Source organism: Streptococcus sp. C300, assembly GCF_000187645.1.
Taxonomy (GTDB): Bacteria; Bacillota; Bacilli; order Lactobacillales; family Streptococcaceae; genus Streptococcus; species Streptococcus oralis_CQ.
The window spans coordinates 741,438-761,868 of the sequence record NZ_GL732466.1 but is presented as its reverse complement, the minus strand read 5'-3'; the positions used below and the strand labels follow the sequence as shown (position 1 = coordinate 761,868).

The following is a 20,431-nucleotide window of genomic DNA, read 5'->3' as shown; positions in this document are numbered from 1 at the left end:
TGAGAAAAACAAGTATATACTGTCTTTGCTGATTCTGTAAAAGGAAAATCAGACTATACCAATTTAAGGAGAAAGCACAGCTAGTCTGTGTCGTATATACTATGTGTGGAATTGTTGGTGTTGTTGGAAACACAAATGCAACTGATATTTTAATTCAAGGGCTTGAAAAGCTCGAATACCGTGGTTATGATTCTGCGGGGATTTTTGTCCTAGGTGGTGCTGAAAATCATCTAGTCAAGGCTGTCGGTCGTATCGCAGAATTATCTGCTAAGACAGCTGGTGTTGAGGGAACAACTGGTATCGGTCATACGCGTTGGGCAACTCATGGGAAACCAACGGAAGATAACGCTCACCCACATCGCTCTGAGACTGGACGTTTTGTCTTGGTTCACAATGGAGTGATTGAGAACTATCTTGAAATCAAGGAAGAATACCTTGCAGGTCACCACTTCAAGGGGCAAACAGATACGGAAATCGCAGTGCACTTGATTGGGAAATTTGCAGAAGAAGATGGCCTCTCAGTTCTTGAAGCTTTCAAAAAAGCTCTTCACATCATCCGTGGTTCTTATGCCTTTGCCTTGGTTGACTCGCAAGATCCTGAAGTCATCTACGTGGCTAAGAATAAATCACCACTTTTGATTGGTCTTGGAGATGGCTACAATATGGTCTGCTCAGATGCTATGGCTATGATTCGTGAGACCAACCAATACATGGAAATTCATGACCAAGAGTTGGTAATCGTCAAGGCTGATAGCGTCGAAGTTCAAGACTATGATGGTAACAGTCGTGAGCGTGCTAGCTACACTGCTGAGCTCGACTTGTCAGATATCGGTAAGGGGACTTATCCTTACTACATGCTCAAGGAAATCGACGAGCAACCAACGGTTATGCGTAAACTCATCCAAGCCTACACGGATGAGGCAGGTCAAGTTGTCGTAGATCCAGCTATCATCAAGGCTGTTCAAGATGCAGACCGCATCTATATCCTTGCAGCTGGAACATCGTACCACGCAGGATTTGCTTCTAAGAAGATGTTGGAAGAATTGACAGATACACCAGTAGAACTTGGAATCTCATCTGAGTGGGGCTACGGTATGCCACTTCTCAGCAAGAAACCGCTCTTCATCTTTATCAGCCAGTCTGGTGAAACAGCTGACAGCCGTCAGGTTTTGGTTAAGGCTAATGAAATGGGAATTCCGAGTTTGACAGTGACAAACGTGCCAGGTTCAACTCTTTCACGTGAAGCCAACCATACCATGCTTCTTCACGCGGGTCCTGAAATTGCCGTAGCATCAACAAAGGCCTATACGGCACAAATCGCAGCCCTTGCCTTCCTTGCAAAAGCAGTTGGAGAAGCAAACGGCAATGCCAAAGCGCAAGCCTTTGACCTGGTTCATGAGTTGTCAATCGTAGCTCAGTCTATCGAATCAACTCTTTCTGAGAAAGAAAACATTGATGCCAAGGTTCGAGAGCTTCTTGAAACAACTCGCAACGCTTTTTACATTGGACGTGGTCAAGACTACTATGTAGCCATGGAAGCCAGTCTCAAACTCAAAGAGATTTCTTACATCCAATGTGAAGGCTTTGCGGCAGGAGAACTCAAGCACGGAACCATTGCCTTGATTGAAGAGGGGACACCTGTCTTGGCCCTCTTGTCAGATCCAGTCCTTGCTAACCACACTCGTGGAAATATCCAGGAGGTCGCAGCCCGTGGTGCTAAGGTACTTACAATCGCAGAAGAAAATGTTGCCAAAGAGACAGATGATATCGTTCTTACGACTGTCCACCCTTACCTCTCACCAATCTCAATGGTCGTACCAACGCAATTGGTCGCTTACTTTGCAACCCTCCACCGTGGACTCGATGTGGACAAACCACGTAACCTTGCTAAGTCAGTAACAGTAGAATAAACCAAGAAAGTCTAGTTCATCTAGGCTTTTTCTAATGAGCAAATCCATTGAAAGTAAAACTAATTAGTGATAAAATACTCTAAAAACTAAAAGAGATAGCGAGGAAACAGTATGGTAGAATTAGGAATTTCAACATTTGGTGAAACAACCGCTCTGGAAGCGACTGGGCAGATTTACAGTCATGATGAACGCATTCGTCAGTTGGTGGCAGAAATTGAGCTGGCTGATAAGGTTGGTTTGGATGTGTACGGGATTGGGGAGCATCATCGGGAGGACTTTGCGGTATCGGCGCCAGAGATTATTCTTGCAGCTGGGGCAGTCAATACCAAAAAGATTCGTTTGACTAGTTCGGTCAGCATTCTCTCGAGTATGGATCCGATTCGCTTGTTCCAACAATATGCTACCATCGATGCCTTGTCAAATGGACGGGCAGAGATTATGGCAGGTCGTGGTTCATTTACCGAATCCTTCCCTCTGTTTGGCTATGACTTGAAAGACTATGAAGCTCTTTTTGATGAAAAGTTAGACCTGCTTCAGCTGGCAAATGAAAGCACCAAAGTGAACTGGCAGGGACAATTGACTCAAAGCATCGCTGGAAAAGAAGTCTATCCTCGTCCTGTTCAGGACAAATTGCCATTGTGGGTGGCGACAGGAGGTCATGTAGAGTCAACAGTGAAGATTGCTCAGGCGGGGTTGCCGATTGTCTATGCCATTATCGGTGGCAATCCACGTTATTTTAAAAAGCTGATTCAAGCTTATCGTGAGATTGGTAGGGAAGCCGGTCATGCGGAGAAAGACCTGAAAGTGGGTGCTCATTCTTGGGGCTGGATTTCGGAAGATGGCGAGCAGGCTGTCAAAGATTATTTCCATCCGACCAAGCAAGTGGTGGATGCAATTTCCAAGGACCGTCCGCACTGGCAGGAGTTGACCTATGAGCAATATTTGGAGCAAGTTGGACCAAATGGTGCCATGTTTGTGGGCAATCCAGATCAGGTGGCAGAAAAATTGATTCGCATGATTGAGGATTTAGACTTGGACCGTTTCATGCTCCATCTACCGCTTGGTTCTATGCCACATGATCAAGTTTTGAGAGCTATTGAACTCTTCGGCACACAAGTGGCTCCAAAAGTACGAGCATACTTTGCCATGAAAGAGGGGTTATAAAAAAATTCAATCAGTTGAGTCGATTGGTGAGGAACACCCATGGATTCAGCAACAGGTGGAAGTGGTACAAGTGATAGAGCATACTATCTAGTGGAATATATACTAGTTTATACCAAGTACAAGATAAAATAGTAAAAAAGACGATTTCCGCTTGGAAATCGTCTTTTTTGATATTCTCACAAATACGATATCTTGTGGTTGGTGTAAACTGGTAGATAGCTCTCTTATTTTATTTATCAAAACCTTGTAAGTTTTTTTGTCGCTCTTCAGTTTGACCCTTGGCATCCAATTTATTACCATTGTAAACAGTGCTTTCCCATGATCCGTACATTGGGTTAGGGAAAATGATGAATTTCTCACCAAACTCTTTTTGTAATTCCTCTAATTTTTGGTTGCGCTCAGTTTCAGAGGTCTTTGAAAACTCTGCAAAGTCCACAAGATTGTCTCCTAGTAGCATGACTAAGTTGGTTTTTTCTTGGACTGCTTGTCTACGACCTTCTTTAGATTTGACGCCTTTTTCTAAGAACATGAGATGATCGCGGCTTTGTACAGGAATTCCTTCGTTTTCTAGGTTTTTGATCGTATCATCTACCTGATCTATCGTGCGGTCAGATACATAGTAAATTTGGACACCGTTTTGGTCTGCAAATTGGAGAAAGTCTTTAGCACCTGGTACAGCCTTGGCTGCGGCTTTTTTTACCCAGACATCCCAGTTTTCTGGGGTAAATGCTGTTCCGTCTTTGACATTTTGCGCTTGATAAGGGCTATTGTCTAATACAGTTTCGTCCAAGTCCAAAACGATAGAGTAGGGTTTATCTGTCTGTGTTTTTAGTAGTTCTTTCAAACGATCAGTAGCGACATTGTAACCTTGTAGATAGAGTGCCTTGGTTTCAGCTGCTTTTTGATACCAAAGAGTTGACATAGTATTTTCTCTTGAACGCAACTGATCATAGGTCATTGTAACCTGATTATCAGATGTACTACTTTGTGTTGTCTGTGAATTTGCCGAATTTGTACCACAGCCAGTCAGTAAAATGACGGAAGTAAGTGTAGAAGCAATTGTAATGGTAACTTTGGATATTTTCATAATCCCATCCTCCTAATAATAGTCTATTAATATTGTAGCGTTTTCATGGGATTTGTGCAAGGAAATACCGAGAGAAAAGAAATTTTTCAGTAGTAATTTGGTATTAGGATAAAATTATGTACTTAATTTGGGAATGAAGATGGATATAAAAAAATTCAATCGGCTTGATAGAAAATCTATATCAGCTTCTTTTTGGAAAATAGATGAAAATAAAGTGAATCTTTGAAAGGCTAGTAACATCAAGCTTTTTAGGGATTTTTTTCTTTATAGATATAAAAATTTCCAATCGAGTTGATAGTCAATATATATTGGGAAAAGGGGAAAAGGAGTGGTAAGATGGTTTCAATCCAAATGGAAGGAGAAAGGTATGGCGAGTAAAAGAGAGCTAGTCTTTAGAGCGATTCGAGGCGATGAAGTGGAAAGAGTTCCTGTGGGATTTTGGTTTCATTTTGTAACACTCGAAGAAAAGGAGCAGGGATTAAATAATCCACGTATCTTTCAAAAAAGTGTTGATGGGCATCACAATTATGTGGAAAGGATTCGTCCTGATTTTGTCAAAATTATGAGCGACGGTTTTTTCCTTTATCCAAGTAATGTCTATCGTCCTAAGATTGCAAGCATTCAGGAGCTGACTTCTATTGAGTCGATTGGTGAGGAACACCCATGGATTCAGCAACAGGTGGAAGTGGTACAAGCGATTCGAGAGACCTTTACCGAAGAGATTGCTTCTTTCTACAATATCTTTTCGCCTATCTCCTACCTCAAGCGTTGGTTCCGTACAGAAACTTCTCGAGGAGATAGGGAAGTGGCTGACCTATTGCTTGAAAATCCTGAGCAACTCAGATCTATTCTAGATGTGATTGCAAGAGATATTGCTATCCTAACTCAGAAAATCATCCAGCAAGGTGGAGTTGATGGGATTTATCTCAGCACCCAGGAAATTCAAGATGAGCGCATCACACCAGAACTCTACCAAACCTATATCGAACCGAGCAATATAGCGATTTTGGAGGCAGCCAATCAGGTTGGTGGGACCAATATCCTCCATATCTGTGGTTTTGAAGGTGCGAGCAATGATGTGACGATATTTAAGGACTATCCAGCTCAAGTGGTCAACTGGGCGACCCACCATGAGGATGTTAGTTTGACACAGGGGCAAGAGTTGTTTCCAGGCAAGGCCGTTTTAGGTGGATTTGAAAACGGCAAGAAAAGCTTGCTTTATCAAGGTTCCAAGGCGGAATTGCAAGATGAAACAAGACGGTTGCTGGCTGAAGCTGGTAATAAAGGCGTTCTTCTGGGAGCTGACTGTACTGTTCCAGATGACTTTGACTTAGAGAGGTTGGACTGGATTCGGCAGGCAGCTGTTCTCTAAAAGGAGGAGCTATGAAAAGTAAAAGATGGGGAATCTTCATTGCAGTTGTCGGTTTGCTGGCTTTGGTTGCCATAAGCGTCGTAAAAAATGGGCACTGCAAAAATGGAGAGAGATGTCGTGGAGTTCAGGATTTTTCCAAGTCCAGTCTTCCCTTTCTACGCTCGAATGATATCGCAAGCAGTTTATTAGTTGAAAAAGTAAGAAATGGAGAATAAGAATGTCAGAAAAAAAAGAATGGGTTTTAAAAGCATTTAGAGGTGAAAAGGTTGATCGTGTGCCAGTTGGTTTTTGGCACCATTTCACATCCGAAGACGAATGGCTACACGGTTTCTCAAATCCAGTCATTATCGAGAAGAATATCGAGGGCCATAAGCGCTTTATACGAGAAATTCAGCCAGACTTTATCAAGTTAATGAGTGATGGCTACTTTGCTTATCCAAATCCAGCGATTGCCAAAGGCAAATCACTTCAAGAATTGGCGACCATTCAACCACTCGGACCAGAGCACGCTTGGATAAAAGAGCAGGTGGCCTTGGTTCAGAAAATCAAGCAAGAGTTTACAGAAGATATCGTTGCGATTTACAATATTTTTGCTCCTGTGACCTATCTCAAGTGGCTACTGGGGGAAGTGTCTGGTGGCGATGACCTCATTGCAGATTTTCTGGTGGAAGATCCTAAAGCTCTTAAGAAGGTGTTGGATGTGATTGCAGAGGATATTGCGAGTCTCAGCCGAGCTGTTATCGAAGAGGCTGGTGCTGATGGAATCTACCTCAGCGTGCAGAGTATCCAAGATCAACGAGTGTCGGCAGCAGATTATCAAGCCGTCATTGCCCCTAGCGAGATAACGGTTCTGGAAGCAGCTAGTGCTGTTGGTGGAGTCACAGTTCTTCATATCTGTGGCTACGAGGGAGCGCGAAATGATATTCACCTTTTTGCAGACTATCCAGCCCAAGTCTTTAACTGGGCTGTAGGACCAGAGGGAATCACTCTCAAGGAAGGTCGTGAGATTTTCAAGGGACGTACGGTTCTTGGAGGATTTGAAAATGGCAAGACAGGCTTACTGTATACTGGTAGCAAGGATGCCATTCAGGCTGAAGCAAAGAAACTAGTTGCAGAAGCTGGGGAACAGGGCTTGGTACTTGGGGCAGATTGTACCATTCCAAGTGATATCGCAGTTGAACGTATCCAGTGGGTGAGAGAAGCGCTTGAAAACTAAAGGAGAAAAAGATGAGTAAAAAAGCATGGATTATCGGTGGTGTAGCAGTGGTTGCAGTAATTGGGGCAACGATTATCGGGAGAAGTTTAGCTGGTGCTCCAGCCAAGGATGGAGAAATGGCTTCGTCTGCTGAAGTTATAACCTTGAAGGTTGCCCATACACAAAACTATGTACCTTATGACTTTGTCAATGAAAAAGGGGAATCAGATGGTTATGAGGTAGCTGTTTTGAAGGCTGTTGATGAGAAGTTGGCAAACTATCAATTTGAATATACGGGTACCAGTGATGATGACCTCTTGATTGGTCTGGAATCAGGTAAGTATGACATCGGAACCAAGGGAGCTTGGTACACAGATGAACGAGCTAAAAAGTTTGTCATTCCATCTGAACCAGTCGGAGCGAGCATCATCGGATTTACTGTCAGAAAAGAAGATGAACAGAAATACAAAACCATTGATGACTTTGCTAAGAATAAAGGGAAATTGGTTCCCATCTCTCCACAGAATGCTCAATGGAATGTTATCACCAGCTACAATGAAAAACATCAGGATGCACCGATTGAGCTAACAGCAGCTGAATCCTTTAAAGTGGCAGATGCCTATGCCTGGGTCTTAGAAGGACGTTATGACGCCTTCTTTGATATCAAACTGTCCTTTGAAAAAGCAGTTACCGCAGAAGATGGCCCTTACCACCAATATGCGGATAAACTCAGCTGGTTCCCATACAAGGGTATTCCAACTTATCCCTTGATTCACCGTGATGAAAAGGGTGAGAAATTCGCTAAAGAATATGAAAAAGCAATCAAAGAGTTGAAGGAAGATGGCACGCTTGCTAAGCTATCTCAGCAATACTTTAAAGAAGATGTCTTTAGTTACGTAGACAAAGACTAGACCAGAAATTCCAAGACTAGAAAGGGTTTTGCATGGTTTCTTATGATTTTTCCAAGGTCTTTCAGTTTTTGCCAACCTTATGGCAGGCACTTCCTATGACCTTGTCCATTCTCTTTTTTACCACTCTTCTTGGTTCCCTTTTTGGAGGTCTCTTGGCCTGGGCACAAGTAGGAGAAGACAAGAGTTTTGCAGCGATTTCCAAAGGCTATATCTTTACCCTTCGTTGTACACCGCCGATTGTCTTGCTTTTTCTAGTCTTTTATGGCTTGCCAGAATTTCTGAAATGGTGGCTTGGTTTGGACATCAACAACTGGTCTAAAACTATTTTTGTTCTCTTGACGATGATTCTCTTGTTTGCGGCTATTGTTGCCGAGGTTTTCAAGGCGGCCTATCAAGCTATTCCAAAGGGGCAGACAGAGGCCGGGCTTAGTATTGGTTTGACTCCAAGTCAGACTTTTTGGAGAATCATTTTTCCTCAAGCTTTTCAAGTTGCTCTTCCCAATATAACGACCGCTATTCTCAATCTCATGCGGGATGCTGCCTTGGCTTATACGATTGGTTTTGTTGATGTTATGGGGGCAGGCAATCTCTTGATTAGTCGCAATTTAGGGAACTACTCTCTGGAAACCTATACGGCAGTTGCGCTTCTTTACTGGGGGATTGCCTTGGTTATTTCTAGCTTGAGTCGTTTGCTTGAGAAGTCTTTGGAAACAAAAGGGAGGTAAGAAATGGATATAGACTATATTGTAAAGACCTTTCTGGAGACCTTGAAGGGTGTGCCAATCACCTTGATTATCATGATTGTGGCTATGGTCTTAAGCTTTTTACCGGCTCTATTTTTAGCCTTGGGGCAGATTTACAAGGTTCGAGGTGTGAGGAGTTTTTCTCTGGTCTATCTGGCCTTTATCCGAGCGACTCCTCCGATTTTATTGATTCTCTTCTTTTATAGTTTGTTTCCAAGCCTGCTGAATCAATTTCTCAAAAGCATAGGAAGTGACTTTGATATTTTCAAGCTTGATCCTCTCTATTATGCCTTTATCATTTATAGTTTGATGACAGTCGGGAGTTTATCGGAGATTTTGCGTTCAGCCATCTTGACGGTGGACAAGGGACAACTAGAGGCAGCGCATGCGATTGGCTTGACTACGACCCAGGCCTATCTAAGGATTGTTTTTCCTCAAGCCTTGCGCTCAGCCTTGCCTAACTTGGCCAATCTGGTGATCAATATCGTCAAAGGGACCTCCCTGGTCTTTGTTATGACTATCAAGGACATCACCGCTATTGCTCGTGTAGAAGCGTCCTACGGTTACCAGTATTTTGAGTCTTATTTTGTGATCTTTTTGCAGTATATTTTGATCTGTGGTTTGATTCAGTGGGGCTTCTCCCTACTGGAAAAAGGCTATGTGAAAAAAGAAAAAAGTGCAAAAGCATCTAGCGCGCGTTTCGTATAGGAGGACAGGATGTTACAAGTAGAACATATCGCAAAAACATTTGGTGAGAGGCAGGTCTTGGAGGATGTCAATCTTCAGGTTAACCAAGGGGATGTCGTCGTTATTTTAGGACCATCAGGTTCGGGGAAAACGACCTTTCTCCGTTGTCTTAATCACTTAGAAAAAGCTGACAGTGGCCGTTTGACCTTGGCAGGAAAGACCTATGACTTATCCAAATTGAGCAAGAAAGACATTCTAGAAATTCGCCAAAAAACAGCCTTTGTTTTCCAACACTACAATCTCTTTGCAAACAAAACTGCTCTGGAAAATATTCTAGAAGGCCTAATCGTGGCTCGTAAAGTTCCCAAGGAAGAAGCGCTCAAACGTGCAGAATCTGCCTTGGAAAAAGTTGGTTTACTGGCCTACAAAGACTACTACCCTTCACAACTATCTGGAGGGCAACAACAACGAATAGGAATTGCGCGTGCTATTGCCGTCAAACCCGAGGTCATTTTGCTAGATGAACCAACATCAGCACTAGACCCTGAGTTGGTTGGAGATGTTTTGGATGTTCTGAAACAGTTGGCGGGAGAAGGTGTGACCATGGTGGTCGTCACGCATGAGATGGGATTTGCTAGAGATGTCGCCAACCACGTTATTTTCATGGATGGAGGCCGTATCGTAGAGGAGAACAATCCCCACGATTTCTTTAGTCGTCCACAAGAAGAACGAACCAAGCAGTTTCTGGCTCGTATCTTATCAGACGCTAGCTATAGTGTAGAATATATGATTTGATAGCTAAGTGTATCATAAAAACAACACCCCATGACTAGAAGATTCTTCTAATCATAGGGTGTTTTTCTATAGGAGGGCTAGGTTATACTCTTCGAAAATCTCTTTAAACCTCGTCAGCTTCGCCTTATCTACAACCTCAAACCAGTGTTTTGAGCAGCCTGTGGCTAGCTTTCTAGTTTACTCTTTGATTTTCATTGAGTATCAGTTCTCTTTCTTGTTTTTTATCAACCATCCAAGTCCGAGAAGGGCAAGGATACTGAATCCAGCAAGGGCAAGAAGTGATTTGCTCTCAGTTCCTGTGTTTGGAAGGAGGTTCTGAGAGTGAGCCTCTGCAGCAGTTTCTTGAGTTTCAGGATTAGCTACTAGGTTTTGATCTTGGCCTTGTTCTGGTTCAACTTCCAAGCTAGAAAGATTAAACTCTGGTTTTTCTTCCACAGCTGGGGCGACAATGGCACCACCTTGAGACAAGCGGAGAACAACGGCAGTGAGAGCGTTCAATTTTAAGCCTTTTTCAGTCCATTCGAGACCTTGAGGTTTAGTGATTCCTACTGGTCCGGCTTGATTTTCATCTGCCAGGACTTCAGCCTTTCTCAAGTGAGCAAATGCAGTTCCTAGAGTAAATTCACGAGCCTTATCATCCGCATTGACAAAGACAGCGTAGATATCACCGTTTGGAGCAGTGATTTGGTAGCCGATGGTCACATCTTCTTTTTCAACGCCATTTTGTCCTGGAACAGTAATGAGGTGGACGCGCTCCTTGATATCTTGCAGACTCTTGAGTCGGAAAGCGTCTGTAGATTGACGAAGGGCGATCAATCCTTTCATATAGTTACGGCTCTTGACATTTTCAGGATAAGCTTTGCCATCAGTTGCTTTGGTCCAATCAAACTTGTTGACAGCATCACTAGAGTCGTAAGAGTCATGGATAAAGTAAGGATAGACAAATGGCTTGCCGTCCTTGTCACGTAACAAGTGAGACTTGTTTGGAACCTTATCCTCTGAGACAGGAGTCTTGTAGGCTGGATCAAGGAATTGTTTGGTACGTCCGTATTCCTGACCAGAGTGGATAAAGGGAGTTCCTTGAGCAGTCAAGACCATGAGGTTTCCAAGTCGCAAACGGCGATGGATTTCAGCATAGTTCTCAGCCTTGCTTGGGTCTTTTTTGATAGACTGGGCAATGATGTCAAAGAGGGTCAAGTTATCATGGGCTGCGATATACTGGATAACATCTCCAGGGTTGTCTGCTTCAAAGTTAGTTGGTTGAGCAATCAGATTTTTAAAGATGGTATTGATATCGCGTTTTCCACCTGTGATAAAGGCAGGTTGACCTTCGTTTGGATAGCCAGACTTGAGGTTGTTACGGATGTCGTCTGAAAAGACAGCGACAGTATCTGTTTTCTTCATCCAAGACTGGTCAGCAGGTTGTACAGGCGTATTTTCATCGCCTGTATAGGTTCTCCAGCCTTCACCTAGCATGATAAGATTTGGATTGAGGGCGCGTGCAGCCTTGTAAGCTTCTTCGATAGAAGCCGCATCGTGGTCACCCATCATATCGAAGCGGAAACCATCCACTTTGTAGGTTTCAACCAGATACTTGATAGAGTCTACCAAGACACGTTTAGACATGTAGTGGGTAGTTCCCAAACGGCCGCCTCCGAAGCTAGTACGTGGAGTTCCGTCTGCGTCCATAAAGTGATAGTAGTTTGGCTCAATATCTTCAAAAATATCAACGTTGGCAGTATGGTTGTAGACCACGTCCAGGATAGCCCCCATGCCACGTTTGTGGATTTCGTTGATGAGATTTTTGAATTCTGCGATACGTTTTTCTGGATCCTTAGGATCGCTTGAGTACATACCAGTCAAGGAGAAGTAGTTTTGAGGGTCATATCCCCAGTTGTAGTTGCTGTTGCTTGAAGCGTAGGCAGACAAACGTTCATGGTTTTTCAATTCATTGACAAAGTAGTAAGACAAGACTGGAAGGAGCTGGATGTGGGTCACACCCAAGTCTTTGAGATAGTCCAGTTTTTCGATAAAGGCTTCAAAGGTACCAAATGGCTTGGTCAAGTCTTTTGCGATGGCAGGATCCGAAGTGAAGTCACGTACATGAGCTTCATAGATAACGGCATCTTCACGTGATTTGAAGTTACGAATCTTTCCATAGGTCAAGTCTTGCGGACCTAACTTCGCTGGATCGACAAAGGCAGCTTTAGCGACCTTATGAGCGGCATCTGTTTTTGCTAGGTCACTGTTCCAAGCCGCTAATGATTTGGCATAAGGGTCAAGAACGAGGACAGTTTTACCTTGGCGCTCGATTTGGTAGTGGTAGTAGTAGCCAGTGTAGTTGCTGATACCGAGACCAGAGTTTGCATCCAGAGTTTGTTTCCAGGTTCCTTTTTCTCCTTTTTCAAGGGCGACAGTTCCAACTACTTTTTCAGGGTCTTTCTTGTCATAGACAACAACGGAAACCTTATCAGCACTTGGAGACCAGAGGGTGAGGTCAACACGCTTGCCATCTTCTTTTAGAGTTGCGCCGAGTGGACCATCGTAACTGTAGGATTCATCCTTGAGGCGCCAGCTTGAACGTGTGGTAAAGCGGTCTGAATTGTAGCTGACAGTGTAAGGGTGTTGAGTGTCAGAGAAGTCGCCGATATAGGTCACTTTTTTACCTGCCTCATCCACTTCCACGTCTGTGATAGTTACTTTATTCCCTTGGTAATCAGTGATGCTGGAGTGTTTGAGGATGTCGTCTTTCTTAGCTCCAACTAGGGTAGAAAAACTGCTTTCGATACGAGATTTAGCCACGTGTTGGGCACCAGTCATACGGATATCGTGAACGTAGTAGGGGTTGGTGTAGATGGTTTCGTCATCATCTTTGAGGAAAATCTGACTGTGATTTTTTAGATCAGTGAATTTATAATCTTCTTTTCTGATTTTCACATCATCGCCTTTCTTGCTTTCGTCTAGTAATAAAAATCCAAATTCTCTCGCAGCTTCATTGAGTGGGATATCAATGTAACGGCCATATTTTCCAGTTGCTGTAAAGTCAGTACCGTCAGGCCATTCTCCACTGCTTGGGTTTTTGACATCGCCCCAATACCAAAGAGATTTTTTGTCATAGTTGCCATCGGTGCGGTAGTAGTTGACACGGACTGTTCCCGCTGGCTGAGGACGGTAGTTGTATACCTTATAGTTTTCATCTAGCCAAGCCTCGTTCATTTTTGGAGAAAGGCGCTCTACCGAACGGTCCCCTGTCAGGTTATCCCCTTTAGTATTGTTGATGAGGAAGCTGACTTTCTTAGCTTGATCATTCTTAAGTTTGACATCGAGATAATAGCCATAGTCATCTTTCTTGGCATCCTTGAAGGACTTGGCTCCATTGGGCCAGTTTTCAGAAGGTTTTTCAACATCGTCCCAAGTCCAAAGGCCTTGAGAATCCTTGTTTTCCTCAGGGAGTTTTTTCACATGGATGCGGAAGTAGTTATCTTCGATTGGTTCTTCAGAACTAGTGTCTGCTTGTGGTTTTTGATCAGAATTTGGCGTCGAAGTGCTAGTATCTACTTTCTCTTCCTTGCTGTTGGGCTGGCTTGCAGTAGCATCTTCTGTTTTGGGTGTTTCTGGCGCTGTAGTAGTTTCCACAGCTGGAGCTTCTTTTTTAGAATCAAGGGAAGCGTTTGCATTCTTTTGTTCAGAAATAGGCATTTCCTTTTGAGTTTGACTCGTTTCAGTCTCATTAGGAGCCTGGGTCATGGCGCTGGTATTTTCCTGAGTTTGAGGCAGGTTTTCGTTGGCCGAAATAGTTGGCATTGCAGCAGAAAGCAGGATAATGCTGGCACCAATAAGGACAGAACCAGTTCCGTTCTTCAAGGAACGGATACCGTAAATCATTTTTTTCTCAGTTTGAGATGGGATCTTTTTCATCACAATTCTCCTTGTGTAGTTGTTCCCTATCAGTATAGCACGAGGTAAACATTAGTGCAAGCGTTTTCCTAAATTTTAAGAGAAAATATAATGCTTCATTCTCTTGAAATTTTAAAATAATATATAGGAAAAGATTGTTTAAAAAATAGTAAAAAAACCTTGAAAAATCTAGCTAAATAAGGTATAATATGAATAATCATTTGTCGTAGGTTTTGTCTGAAATATTGTCCAGACAAGGCTCACAGCAGTTAAATCTTCTGAAAAAGTCAGATTTAGCTGCTCTTTTTGTGCTTTTTTTCAGGTTTTTGAGTGCTTGTAACAAAAATTTAAAGATTCTGAAAATTCATCAAAGGGACACGGTGATAGGGGTTTTTAAAACCATATGACGATTAGAAAAGCCTGATTGACAAGGCTTGGAATTTATTTACAAAGGAGAATCATCTTGGCAGGACATGACGTTCAATACGGGAAACATCGTACCCGTCGTAGTTTTTCAAGAATCAAAGAAGTTCTTGACTTACCAAATTTGATTGAAATTCAAACGGATTCATTCAAAGATTTCCTAGATCACGGTCTTAAGGAAGTATTTGAAGATGTATTGCCAATTTCAAACTTCACAGACACAATGGAGTTGGAATTTGTTGGCTATGAAATCAAGGAACCAAAATACACGCTCGAAGAAGCACGTATCCACGATGCTAGCTACTCAGCACCAATTTTTGTAACCTTCCGCTTGATCAATAAAGAAACAGGCGAAATCAAGACCCAAGAAGTCTTCTTTGGTGATTTCCCAATCATGACCGAAATGGGTACTTTCATCATCAATGGTGGTGAACGTATTATCGTTTCTCAGTTGGTTCGCTCGCCAGGTGTTTACTTTAATGACAAAGTAGACAAGAACGGTAAAGTGGGCTACGGTTCAACTGTCATCCCTAACCGTGGAGCTTGGTTGGAACTGGAAAGCGACTCAAAAGACATCGCTTATACTCGTATCGACCGTACTCGTAAGATTCCATTTACGACTTTGGTTCGTGCCCTTGGTTTCTCAGGTGATGATGAAATTTTTGACATCTTTGGTGACAGCGAATTGGTTCGCAATACTGTTGAAAAAGATATCCACAAGAATCCAATGGACTCTCGTACAGACGAAGCCTTGAAAGAAATCTACGAACGCCTTCGTCCAGGTGAGCCTAAAACTGCTGAAAGCTCACGTAGCTTACTTGTGGCACGTTTCTTCGACCCACGTCGCTACGATTTGGCAGCTGTTGGTCGTTACAAGATCAATAAAAAACTCAACGTTAAAACACGCTTGCTCAACCAAACCATTGCGGAGCCATTGGTAGACCCTGAAACTGGTGAAATCTTGGTAGAAGCTGGTACCGTTATGACTCGTAGCGTGATCGAGAGTATCGAGCACCACTTGGATGGCGACTTGAATAAGATCGTTTATATTCCAAATGATGCAGCTGTTTTGACAGAACCAGTTGTCCTTCAAAAATTCAAGGTTGTTGCTCCAACGGACCCAGACCGTGTTGTAACCATCATCGGAAATGCCAATCCAGACGACAAGGTTCGTGTTGTAACTCCTGCGGATATCCTTGCAGAGATGAGCTACTTCCTCAACTTGGCAGAAGGTATCGGACGTGTGGATGATATCGACCACCTTGGGAACCGTCGTATCCGTGCAGTTGGTGAATTGCTTGCCAACCAAGTACGTCTTGGACTTTCTCGTATGGAACGTAATGTCCGTGAACGTATGTCTGTTCAAGACAATGAAGTTTTAACACCGCAACAAATCATCAATATCCGTCCTGTAACAGCTGCGGTTAAAGAATTCTTTGGTTCATCACAGTTGTCACAGTTCATGGACCAACATAACCCACTTTCTGAGTTGTCTCACAAACGCCGTTTGTCAGCCTTAGGACCTGGTGGTTTGACACGTGACCGTGCTGGATATGAAGTCCGTGACGTGCACTACACTCACTATGGTCGTATGTGTCCAATCGAGACACCTGAAGGACCTAACATCGGTTTGATCAATAACTTGTCATCTTACGGACACTTGAATAAGTATGGATTTGTTCAAACACCATACCGTAAGGTTGACCGTGAAACAGGTGTAGTCACAAACGAAATCGTTTGGTTGACAGCCGATGAAGAAGATGAATTTACTGTAGCGCAGGCTAACTCTCACCTCAACGAAGACGGTACTTTTGCTGAGAAAGTTGTCATGGGACGTCACCAAGGGGTCAACCAAGAGTATCCAGCAGAAGTGGTTGACTACATGGACGTGTCACCAAAACAGGTAGTTGCCGTTGCGACAGCATGTATTCCTTTCTTGGAAAACGATGACTCCAACCGTGCCCTCATGGGTGCCAACATGCAACGTCAGGCTGTGCCTTTGATTGATCCAAAAGCACCTTACGTTGGTACTGGTATGGAATACCAAGCAGCTCATGACTCTGGTGCTGCTGTTATTGCTCAGTATGATGGTAAAGTTACATACGCAGATGCTGACAAGGTAGAAGTACGCCGCGAAGATGGTTCATTGGACGTTTACCACATCCAAAAATTCCGTCGTTCAAACTCAGGTACTGCCTACAACCAACGCACTCTCGTTAAAGTTGGCGATGTTGTTGAAAAAGGCGATTTTATCGCTGACGGACCTTCTATGGAAAAAGGGGAAATGGCGCTTGGACAAAACCCAATCGTTGCCTACATGACATGGGAAGGTTACAACTTTGAGGATGCCGTTATCATGAGCGAACGCTTGGTCAAAGACGATGTCTACACATCTGTCCACCTCGAAGAATACGAATCAGAAACACGCGATACAAAGCTTGGGCCTGAAGAAATTACTCGTGAAATTCCAAACGTTGGTGAAGATGCCCTTAAAGACCTTGACGAAATGGGTATTATCCGTATCGGTGCTGAGGTTAAAGAAGGGGACATCCTTGTCGGTAAAGTCACACCTAAGGGTGAAAAAGACCTTTCAGCTGAAGAACGTCTCTTGCATGCTATCTTCGGCGACAAGTCTCGTGAAGTACGTGATACCTCGCTTCGTGTACCTCATGGTGCCGATGGTGTCGTTCGTGATGTTAAGATCTTTACACGTGCAAATGGTGATGAGTTGCAATCAGGTGTTAACATGCTGGTTCGTGTCTACATCGCTCAAAAACGTAAGATCAAGGTCGGAGATAAGATGGCCGGACGTCACGGAAACAAAGGGGTTGTCTCTCGTATCGTTCCTGTAGAAGATATGCCTTACCTTCCAGACGGAACTCCAGTCGATATCATGTTGAACCCACTTGGGGTGCCATCACGTATGAATATCGGTCAGGTTATGGAACTCCACCTTGGTATGGCAGCCCGTACTCTTGGTATCCACATCGCAACACCAGTCTTTGACGGAGCAAGTTCTGAAGACCTTTGGGATACTGTTAAAGAAGCAGGTATGGATAGCGATGCCAAAACAATCCTTTACGATGGACGTACAGGGGAGCCGTTTGACAACCGTGTATCAGTTGGTGTCATGTACATGATCAAACTCCACCACATGGTTGATGATAAATTGCACGCACGTTCAGTCGGACCATACTCAACCGTTACCCAACAACCACTCGGAGGTAAAGCTCAGTTTGGTGGACAACGTTTCGGTGAGATGGAAGTTTGGGCTCTTGAAGCCTACGGTGCATCAAATGTCCTCCAAGAAATCTTGACTTACAAGTCTGACGATATCAACGGACGTTTGAAAGCTTATGAAGCTATTACAAAAGGAAAACCAATTCCAAAACCAGGTGTTCCAGAATCCTTCCGAGTTCTTGTAAAAGAATTGCAATCTCTTGGTCTTGACATGCGTGTCCTTGACGAAGATGACCAAGAAGTGGAACTTCGCGACTTGGATGAAGGAATGGACGAAGATGTCATCCACGTAGATGACCTTGAAAAAGCCCGCGAAAAAGCAGCCCAAGAGGCTAAAGCAGCCTTTGAAGCTGAAGAAGCAGAGAAAGCAACAAAAGCGGAAGCAACAGAAGAAGCTGCTGAACAAGAATAAGCAGTTCACTTAGAATAGAAAGGGAAGAAATAGTGGTTGATGTAAATCGTTTTAAAAGTATGCAAATCACCCTAGCTTCTCCAAGCAAAGTCCGTTCATGGTCTTATGGAGAAGTCAAAAAACCTGAAACAATCAATTACCGTACCTTGAAACCAGAACGTGAAGGACTCTTTGACGAAGTCATCTTTGGTCCTACAAAGGACTGGGAATGTGCTTGTGGGAAGTACAAACGCATTCGTTACAGAGGAATTGTTTGTGACCGCTGTGGGGTTGAAGTAACGCGTACGAAAGTTCGTCGTGAGCGTATGGGGCACATCGAGTTGAAAGCTCCTGTATCTCACATCTGGTATTTCAAGGGGATTCCAAGTCGTATGGGCTTGACCCTTGATATGAGCCCTCGTGCCCTCGAGGAAGTTATCTACTTTGCGGCTTACGTGGTGATTGATCCGAAGGATACACCACTTGAGCACAAGTCTATCATGACAGAGCGCGAATACCGTGAGCGCTTGCGTGAGTATGGTTATGGTTCATTCGTTGCCAAAATGGGTGCCGAAGCCATCCAAGACCTTTTGAAACAAGTAGATCTTGAAAAAGAAATTGCTGAACTCAAAGAAGAGTTGAAAACAGCTACTGGACAAAAACGTGTCAAAGCCATCCGTCGTTTGGATGTTTTGGATGCCTTTTACAAGTCTGGGAACAAACCTGAATGGATGATTCTCAACATCCTTCCAGTTATTCCACCAGACCTTCGTCCAATGTTGCAGTTGGATGGTGGCCGTTTTGCCTCATCTGACTTGAACGACCTTTACCGCCGTGTTATCAACCGTAACAACCGCTTGGCTCGTTTGCTTGAGTTGAATGCACCAGGTATCATCGTTCAAAATGAGAAGCGTATGCTTCAAGAAGCGGTTGACGCTTTGATTGACAATGGTCGTCGTGGTCGTCCGATTACAGGACCAGGTAGCCGTCCACTTAAATCATTAAGCCACATGCTTAAAGGAAAACAAGGACGCTTCCGTCAAAACTTGCTCGGTAAACGTGTTGACTTCTCAGGACGTTCCGTTATCGCCGTTGGTCCAACTCTTAAGATGTACCAATGTGGTGTACCACGCGAAATGGCTATCGAGCTCTTTAAACCATTTGTGATGCGTGAAATCGTTGCCCGTGACATCGTGCAAAACGTCAAAGCAGCTAAACGCTTGGTAGAACGTGGAGATGAACGTATCTGGGATATCCTTGAAGAAGTAATCAAAGAACACCCAGTGCTTCTCAACCGCGCACCGACCCTTCACCGTTTGGGTATCCAAGCCTTCGAGCCAGTCTTGATTGATGGTAAGGCCCTTCGCTTGCACCCGCTTGTCTGTGAAGCCTACAATGCCGACTTTGACGGGGACCAAATGGCCATCCACGTACCGCTTTCAGAAGAAGCTCAAGCAGAAGCTCGTATCTTGATGTTGGCTGCTGAGCATATCTTGAACCCGAAAGATGGTAAACCAGTTGTTACTCCATCTCAGGACATGGTTTTGGGTAACTACTACTTGACCATGGAAGAAGCTGGTCGTGAAGGGGAAGGAATGGTCTTCAAAGACCGTGACGAAGCGGTTATGGCTTACCGCAATGGTTATGTTCACCTCCATTCACGTGTTGGTATCGCGACAGATAGTCTCAACAAACCTTGGACTGAAGAACAAAAACACAAGGTCTTGCTGACAACAGTTGGTAAAATCCTCTTCAATGACATCATGCCAGAGGGTCTGCCTTACTTGCAAGAACCAACAAATGCTAACTTAACAGAAGGTGTTCCAGCTAAGTACTTCTTGCCACTAGGTGGAGATATCAAGGAAGCTATTCGCAACCTTGAACTTAATCCTCCATTCAAGAAGAAAAACCTTGGGAATATCATCGCCGAAATCTTCAAACGTTTCCGTACGACAGAAACTTCTGCCCTACTTGACCGCATGAAGAATCTCGGATACCACCACTCAACTCTTGCAGGTTTGACAGTGGGTATTGCCGATATCCCAGTTGTTGAAGACAAGGCTGAAATCATCGAAGAATCACACAAACGTGTAGAACAAATCACCAAACAATTCCGTCGTGGTATGATCACAGACGACGAGCGCTACAACGCTGTTACAGCTGAATGGCGTGCAGCCCGTGAAAAATTGGAGAAACGTTTGGTTGCCAACCAAGATCCTAAGAACCCAATCGTTATGATGATGGACTCTGGAGCCCGTGGTAACATCTCAAACTTCTCACAGCTTGCCGGTATGCGTGGTCTGATGGCCGCTCCGAATGGACGTATCATGGAATTGCCAATCCTTTCAAACTTCCGCGAAGGTTTGTCAGTACTCGAAATGTTCTTCTCAACTCATGGTGCCCGTAAAGGTATGACCGATACGGCCCTTAAGACAGCCGACTCAGGTTACTTGACTCGTCGTTTGGTTGACGTTGCCCAAGACGTTATCATCCGTGAGGACGACTGTGGAACAGACCGTGGTCTCTTGATCCGTTCTATCGCAGAAGGAAAAGAGATGATCGAGTCTCTCGAAGAACGTCTCAATGGTCGTTATACTAAAGAAAACTTAGTTAAAA

General features: G+C 43.9%; 13 protein-coding genes. 11 read left to right on the top strand and 2 right to left on the bottom strand.

Going from position 1 to position 20,431, the window contains the following annotated elements:
* Positions 1–101 precede the first annotated feature (101 nt).
* Positions 102–1,910, top strand: coding sequence for a glutamine--fructose-6-phosphate transaminase (isomerizing) (gene glmS, locus HMPREF0849_RS03575; RefSeq protein WP_000334298.1), 1,809 nt, complete (start codon positions 102–104; stop codon positions 1,908–1,910).
* A gap of 111 nt (positions 1,911–2,021) precedes the next feature.
* Positions 2,022–3,074: an LLM class flavin-dependent oxidoreductase gene (locus HMPREF0849_RS03570; protein WP_000229782.1), complete on the top strand. Its 1,053-nt coding sequence runs from the start codon at positions 2,022–2,024 to the stop codon at positions 3,072–3,074.
* A gap of 229 nt (positions 3,075–3,303) precedes the next feature.
* Here the strand turns inward: HMPREF0849_RS03570 and HMPREF0849_RS03565 are convergent, their stop codons facing one another.
* Complete coding sequence (locus HMPREF0849_RS03565) at positions 3,304–4,161, bottom strand: 5'-nucleotidase, lipoprotein e(P4) family (RefSeq protein ID WP_000703388.1); 858 nt, start codon at positions 4,159–4,161, stop codon at positions 3,304–3,306.
* Between the two features lie 367 nt (positions 4,162–4,528).
* Between HMPREF0849_RS03565 and HMPREF0849_RS03560 the strand changes: the two genes are divergently transcribed.
* Genes HMPREF0849_RS03560 through HMPREF0849_RS03530 form a run of 7 tightly spaced genes read left to right on the top strand, consistent with a single transcriptional unit; the run spans position 4,529 to position 9,864 of the window.
* The gene (locus HMPREF0849_RS03560) at positions 4,529–5,533 is read left to right on the top strand and encodes a uroporphyrinogen decarboxylase family protein (protein ID WP_000157318.1); all 1,005 of its coding nucleotides are present in this window, start codon (positions 4,529–4,531) and stop codon (positions 5,531–5,533) included.
* 11 nt (positions 5,534–5,544) lie between these two features.
* Positions 5,545–5,748, top strand: a complete 204-nt coding sequence (locus HMPREF0849_RS03555) for a hypothetical protein (RefSeq protein ID WP_000837737.1) — start codon at positions 5,545–5,547, stop codon at positions 5,746–5,748.
* Positions 5,749–5,750: 2 nt separating this feature from the next.
* A complete protein-coding gene (locus HMPREF0849_RS03550; RefSeq protein WP_001290984.1) occupies positions 5,751–6,749 on the top strand; it encodes a uroporphyrinogen decarboxylase family protein in 999 nt (332 codons plus the stop codon).
* A gap of 11 nt (positions 6,750–6,760) precedes the next feature.
* On the top strand, positions 6,761–7,639 hold the full coding sequence (locus HMPREF0849_RS03545; RefSeq protein WP_000036995.1) for a transporter substrate-binding domain-containing protein: 879 nt from the start codon (positions 6,761–6,763) through the stop codon (positions 7,637–7,639).
* Between the two features lie 32 nt (positions 7,640–7,671).
* Entirely contained in the window at positions 7,672–8,364 is a 693-nt protein-coding gene (locus tag HMPREF0849_RS03540; RefSeq protein ID WP_000255460.1) for an amino acid ABC transporter permease, read from the top strand.
* Between the two features lie 3 nt (positions 8,365–8,367).
* Positions 8,368–9,090, top strand: a complete 723-nt coding sequence (locus HMPREF0849_RS03535; RefSeq protein ID WP_000350563.1) for an amino acid ABC transporter permease — start codon at positions 8,368–8,370, stop codon at positions 9,088–9,090.
* Positions 9,091–9,099: 9 nt separating this feature from the next.
* Complete coding sequence (locus HMPREF0849_RS03530; RefSeq protein WP_000942256.1) at positions 9,100–9,864, top strand: amino acid ABC transporter ATP-binding protein; 765 nt, start codon at positions 9,100–9,102, stop codon at positions 9,862–9,864.
* 201 nt (positions 9,865–10,065) lie between these two features.
* On the opposite strand, the gene HMPREF0849_RS03520 is transcribed toward HMPREF0849_RS03530, so the two are convergent.
* The gene (locus HMPREF0849_RS03520; RefSeq protein ID WP_000723745.1) at positions 10,066–13,782 is read right to left on the bottom strand and encodes a pullulanase; all 3,717 of its coding nucleotides are present in this window, start codon (positions 13,780–13,782) and stop codon (positions 10,066–10,068) included.
* Between the two features lie 442 nt (positions 13,783–14,224).
* On the opposite strand from HMPREF0849_RS03520, the gene rpoB reads away from it, so the two are divergent.
* Together rpoB and rpoC are read left to right on the top strand one after the other, a co-directional pair.
* Entirely contained in the window at positions 14,225–17,836 is a 3,612-nt protein-coding gene (gene rpoB, locus HMPREF0849_RS03515; RefSeq protein ID WP_000907172.1) for a DNA-directed RNA polymerase subunit beta, read from the top strand.
* 32 nt (positions 17,837–17,868) lie between these two features.
* On the top strand, positions 17,869–20,431 hold a 2,563-nt coding region (rpoC, locus tag HMPREF0849_RS03510), incomplete at its 3' end, for a DNA-directed RNA polymerase subunit beta' (RefSeq protein ID WP_009013568.1).

What these genes read in the sequence shown, in the direction of transcription:
- glmS (WP_000334298.1), top strand. Translation starts at nt 102, where the DNA reads ATGTGTGGAATTGTTGGTGTTGTTGGAAACACAAATGCAACTGATATT.
- HMPREF0849_RS03570 (WP_000229782.1), top strand. Translation starts at nt 2,022, where the DNA reads ATGGTAGAATTAGGAATTTCAACATTTGGTGAAACAACCGCTCTGGAA.
- HMPREF0849_RS03565 (WP_000703388.1), bottom strand. Translation starts at nt 4,161, where the DNA reads ATGAAAATATCCAAAGTTACCATTACAATTGCTTCTACACTTACTTCC.
- HMPREF0849_RS03560 (WP_000157318.1), top strand. Translation starts at nt 4,529, where the DNA reads ATGGCGAGTAAAAGAGAGCTAGTCTTTAGAGCGATTCGAGGCGATGAA.
- HMPREF0849_RS03555 (WP_000837737.1), top strand. Translation starts at nt 5,545, where the DNA reads ATGAAAAGTAAAAGATGGGGAATCTTCATTGCAGTTGTCGGTTTGCTG.
- HMPREF0849_RS03550 (WP_001290984.1), top strand. Translation starts at nt 5,751, where the DNA reads ATGTCAGAAAAAAAAGAATGGGTTTTAAAAGCATTTAGAGGTGAAAAG.
- HMPREF0849_RS03545 (WP_000036995.1), top strand. Translation starts at nt 6,761, where the DNA reads ATGAGTAAAAAAGCATGGATTATCGGTGGTGTAGCAGTGGTTGCAGTA.
- HMPREF0849_RS03540 (WP_000255460.1), top strand. Translation starts at nt 7,672, where the DNA reads ATGGTTTCTTATGATTTTTCCAAGGTCTTTCAGTTTTTGCCAACCTTA.
- HMPREF0849_RS03535 (WP_000350563.1), top strand. Translation starts at nt 8,368, where the DNA reads ATGGATATAGACTATATTGTAAAGACCTTTCTGGAGACCTTGAAGGGT.
- HMPREF0849_RS03530 (WP_000942256.1), top strand. Translation starts at nt 9,100, where the DNA reads ATGTTACAAGTAGAACATATCGCAAAAACATTTGGTGAGAGGCAGGTC.
- HMPREF0849_RS03520 (WP_000723745.1), bottom strand. Translation starts at nt 13,782, where the DNA reads ATGAAAAAGATCCCATCTCAAACTGAGAAAAAAATGATTTACGGTATC.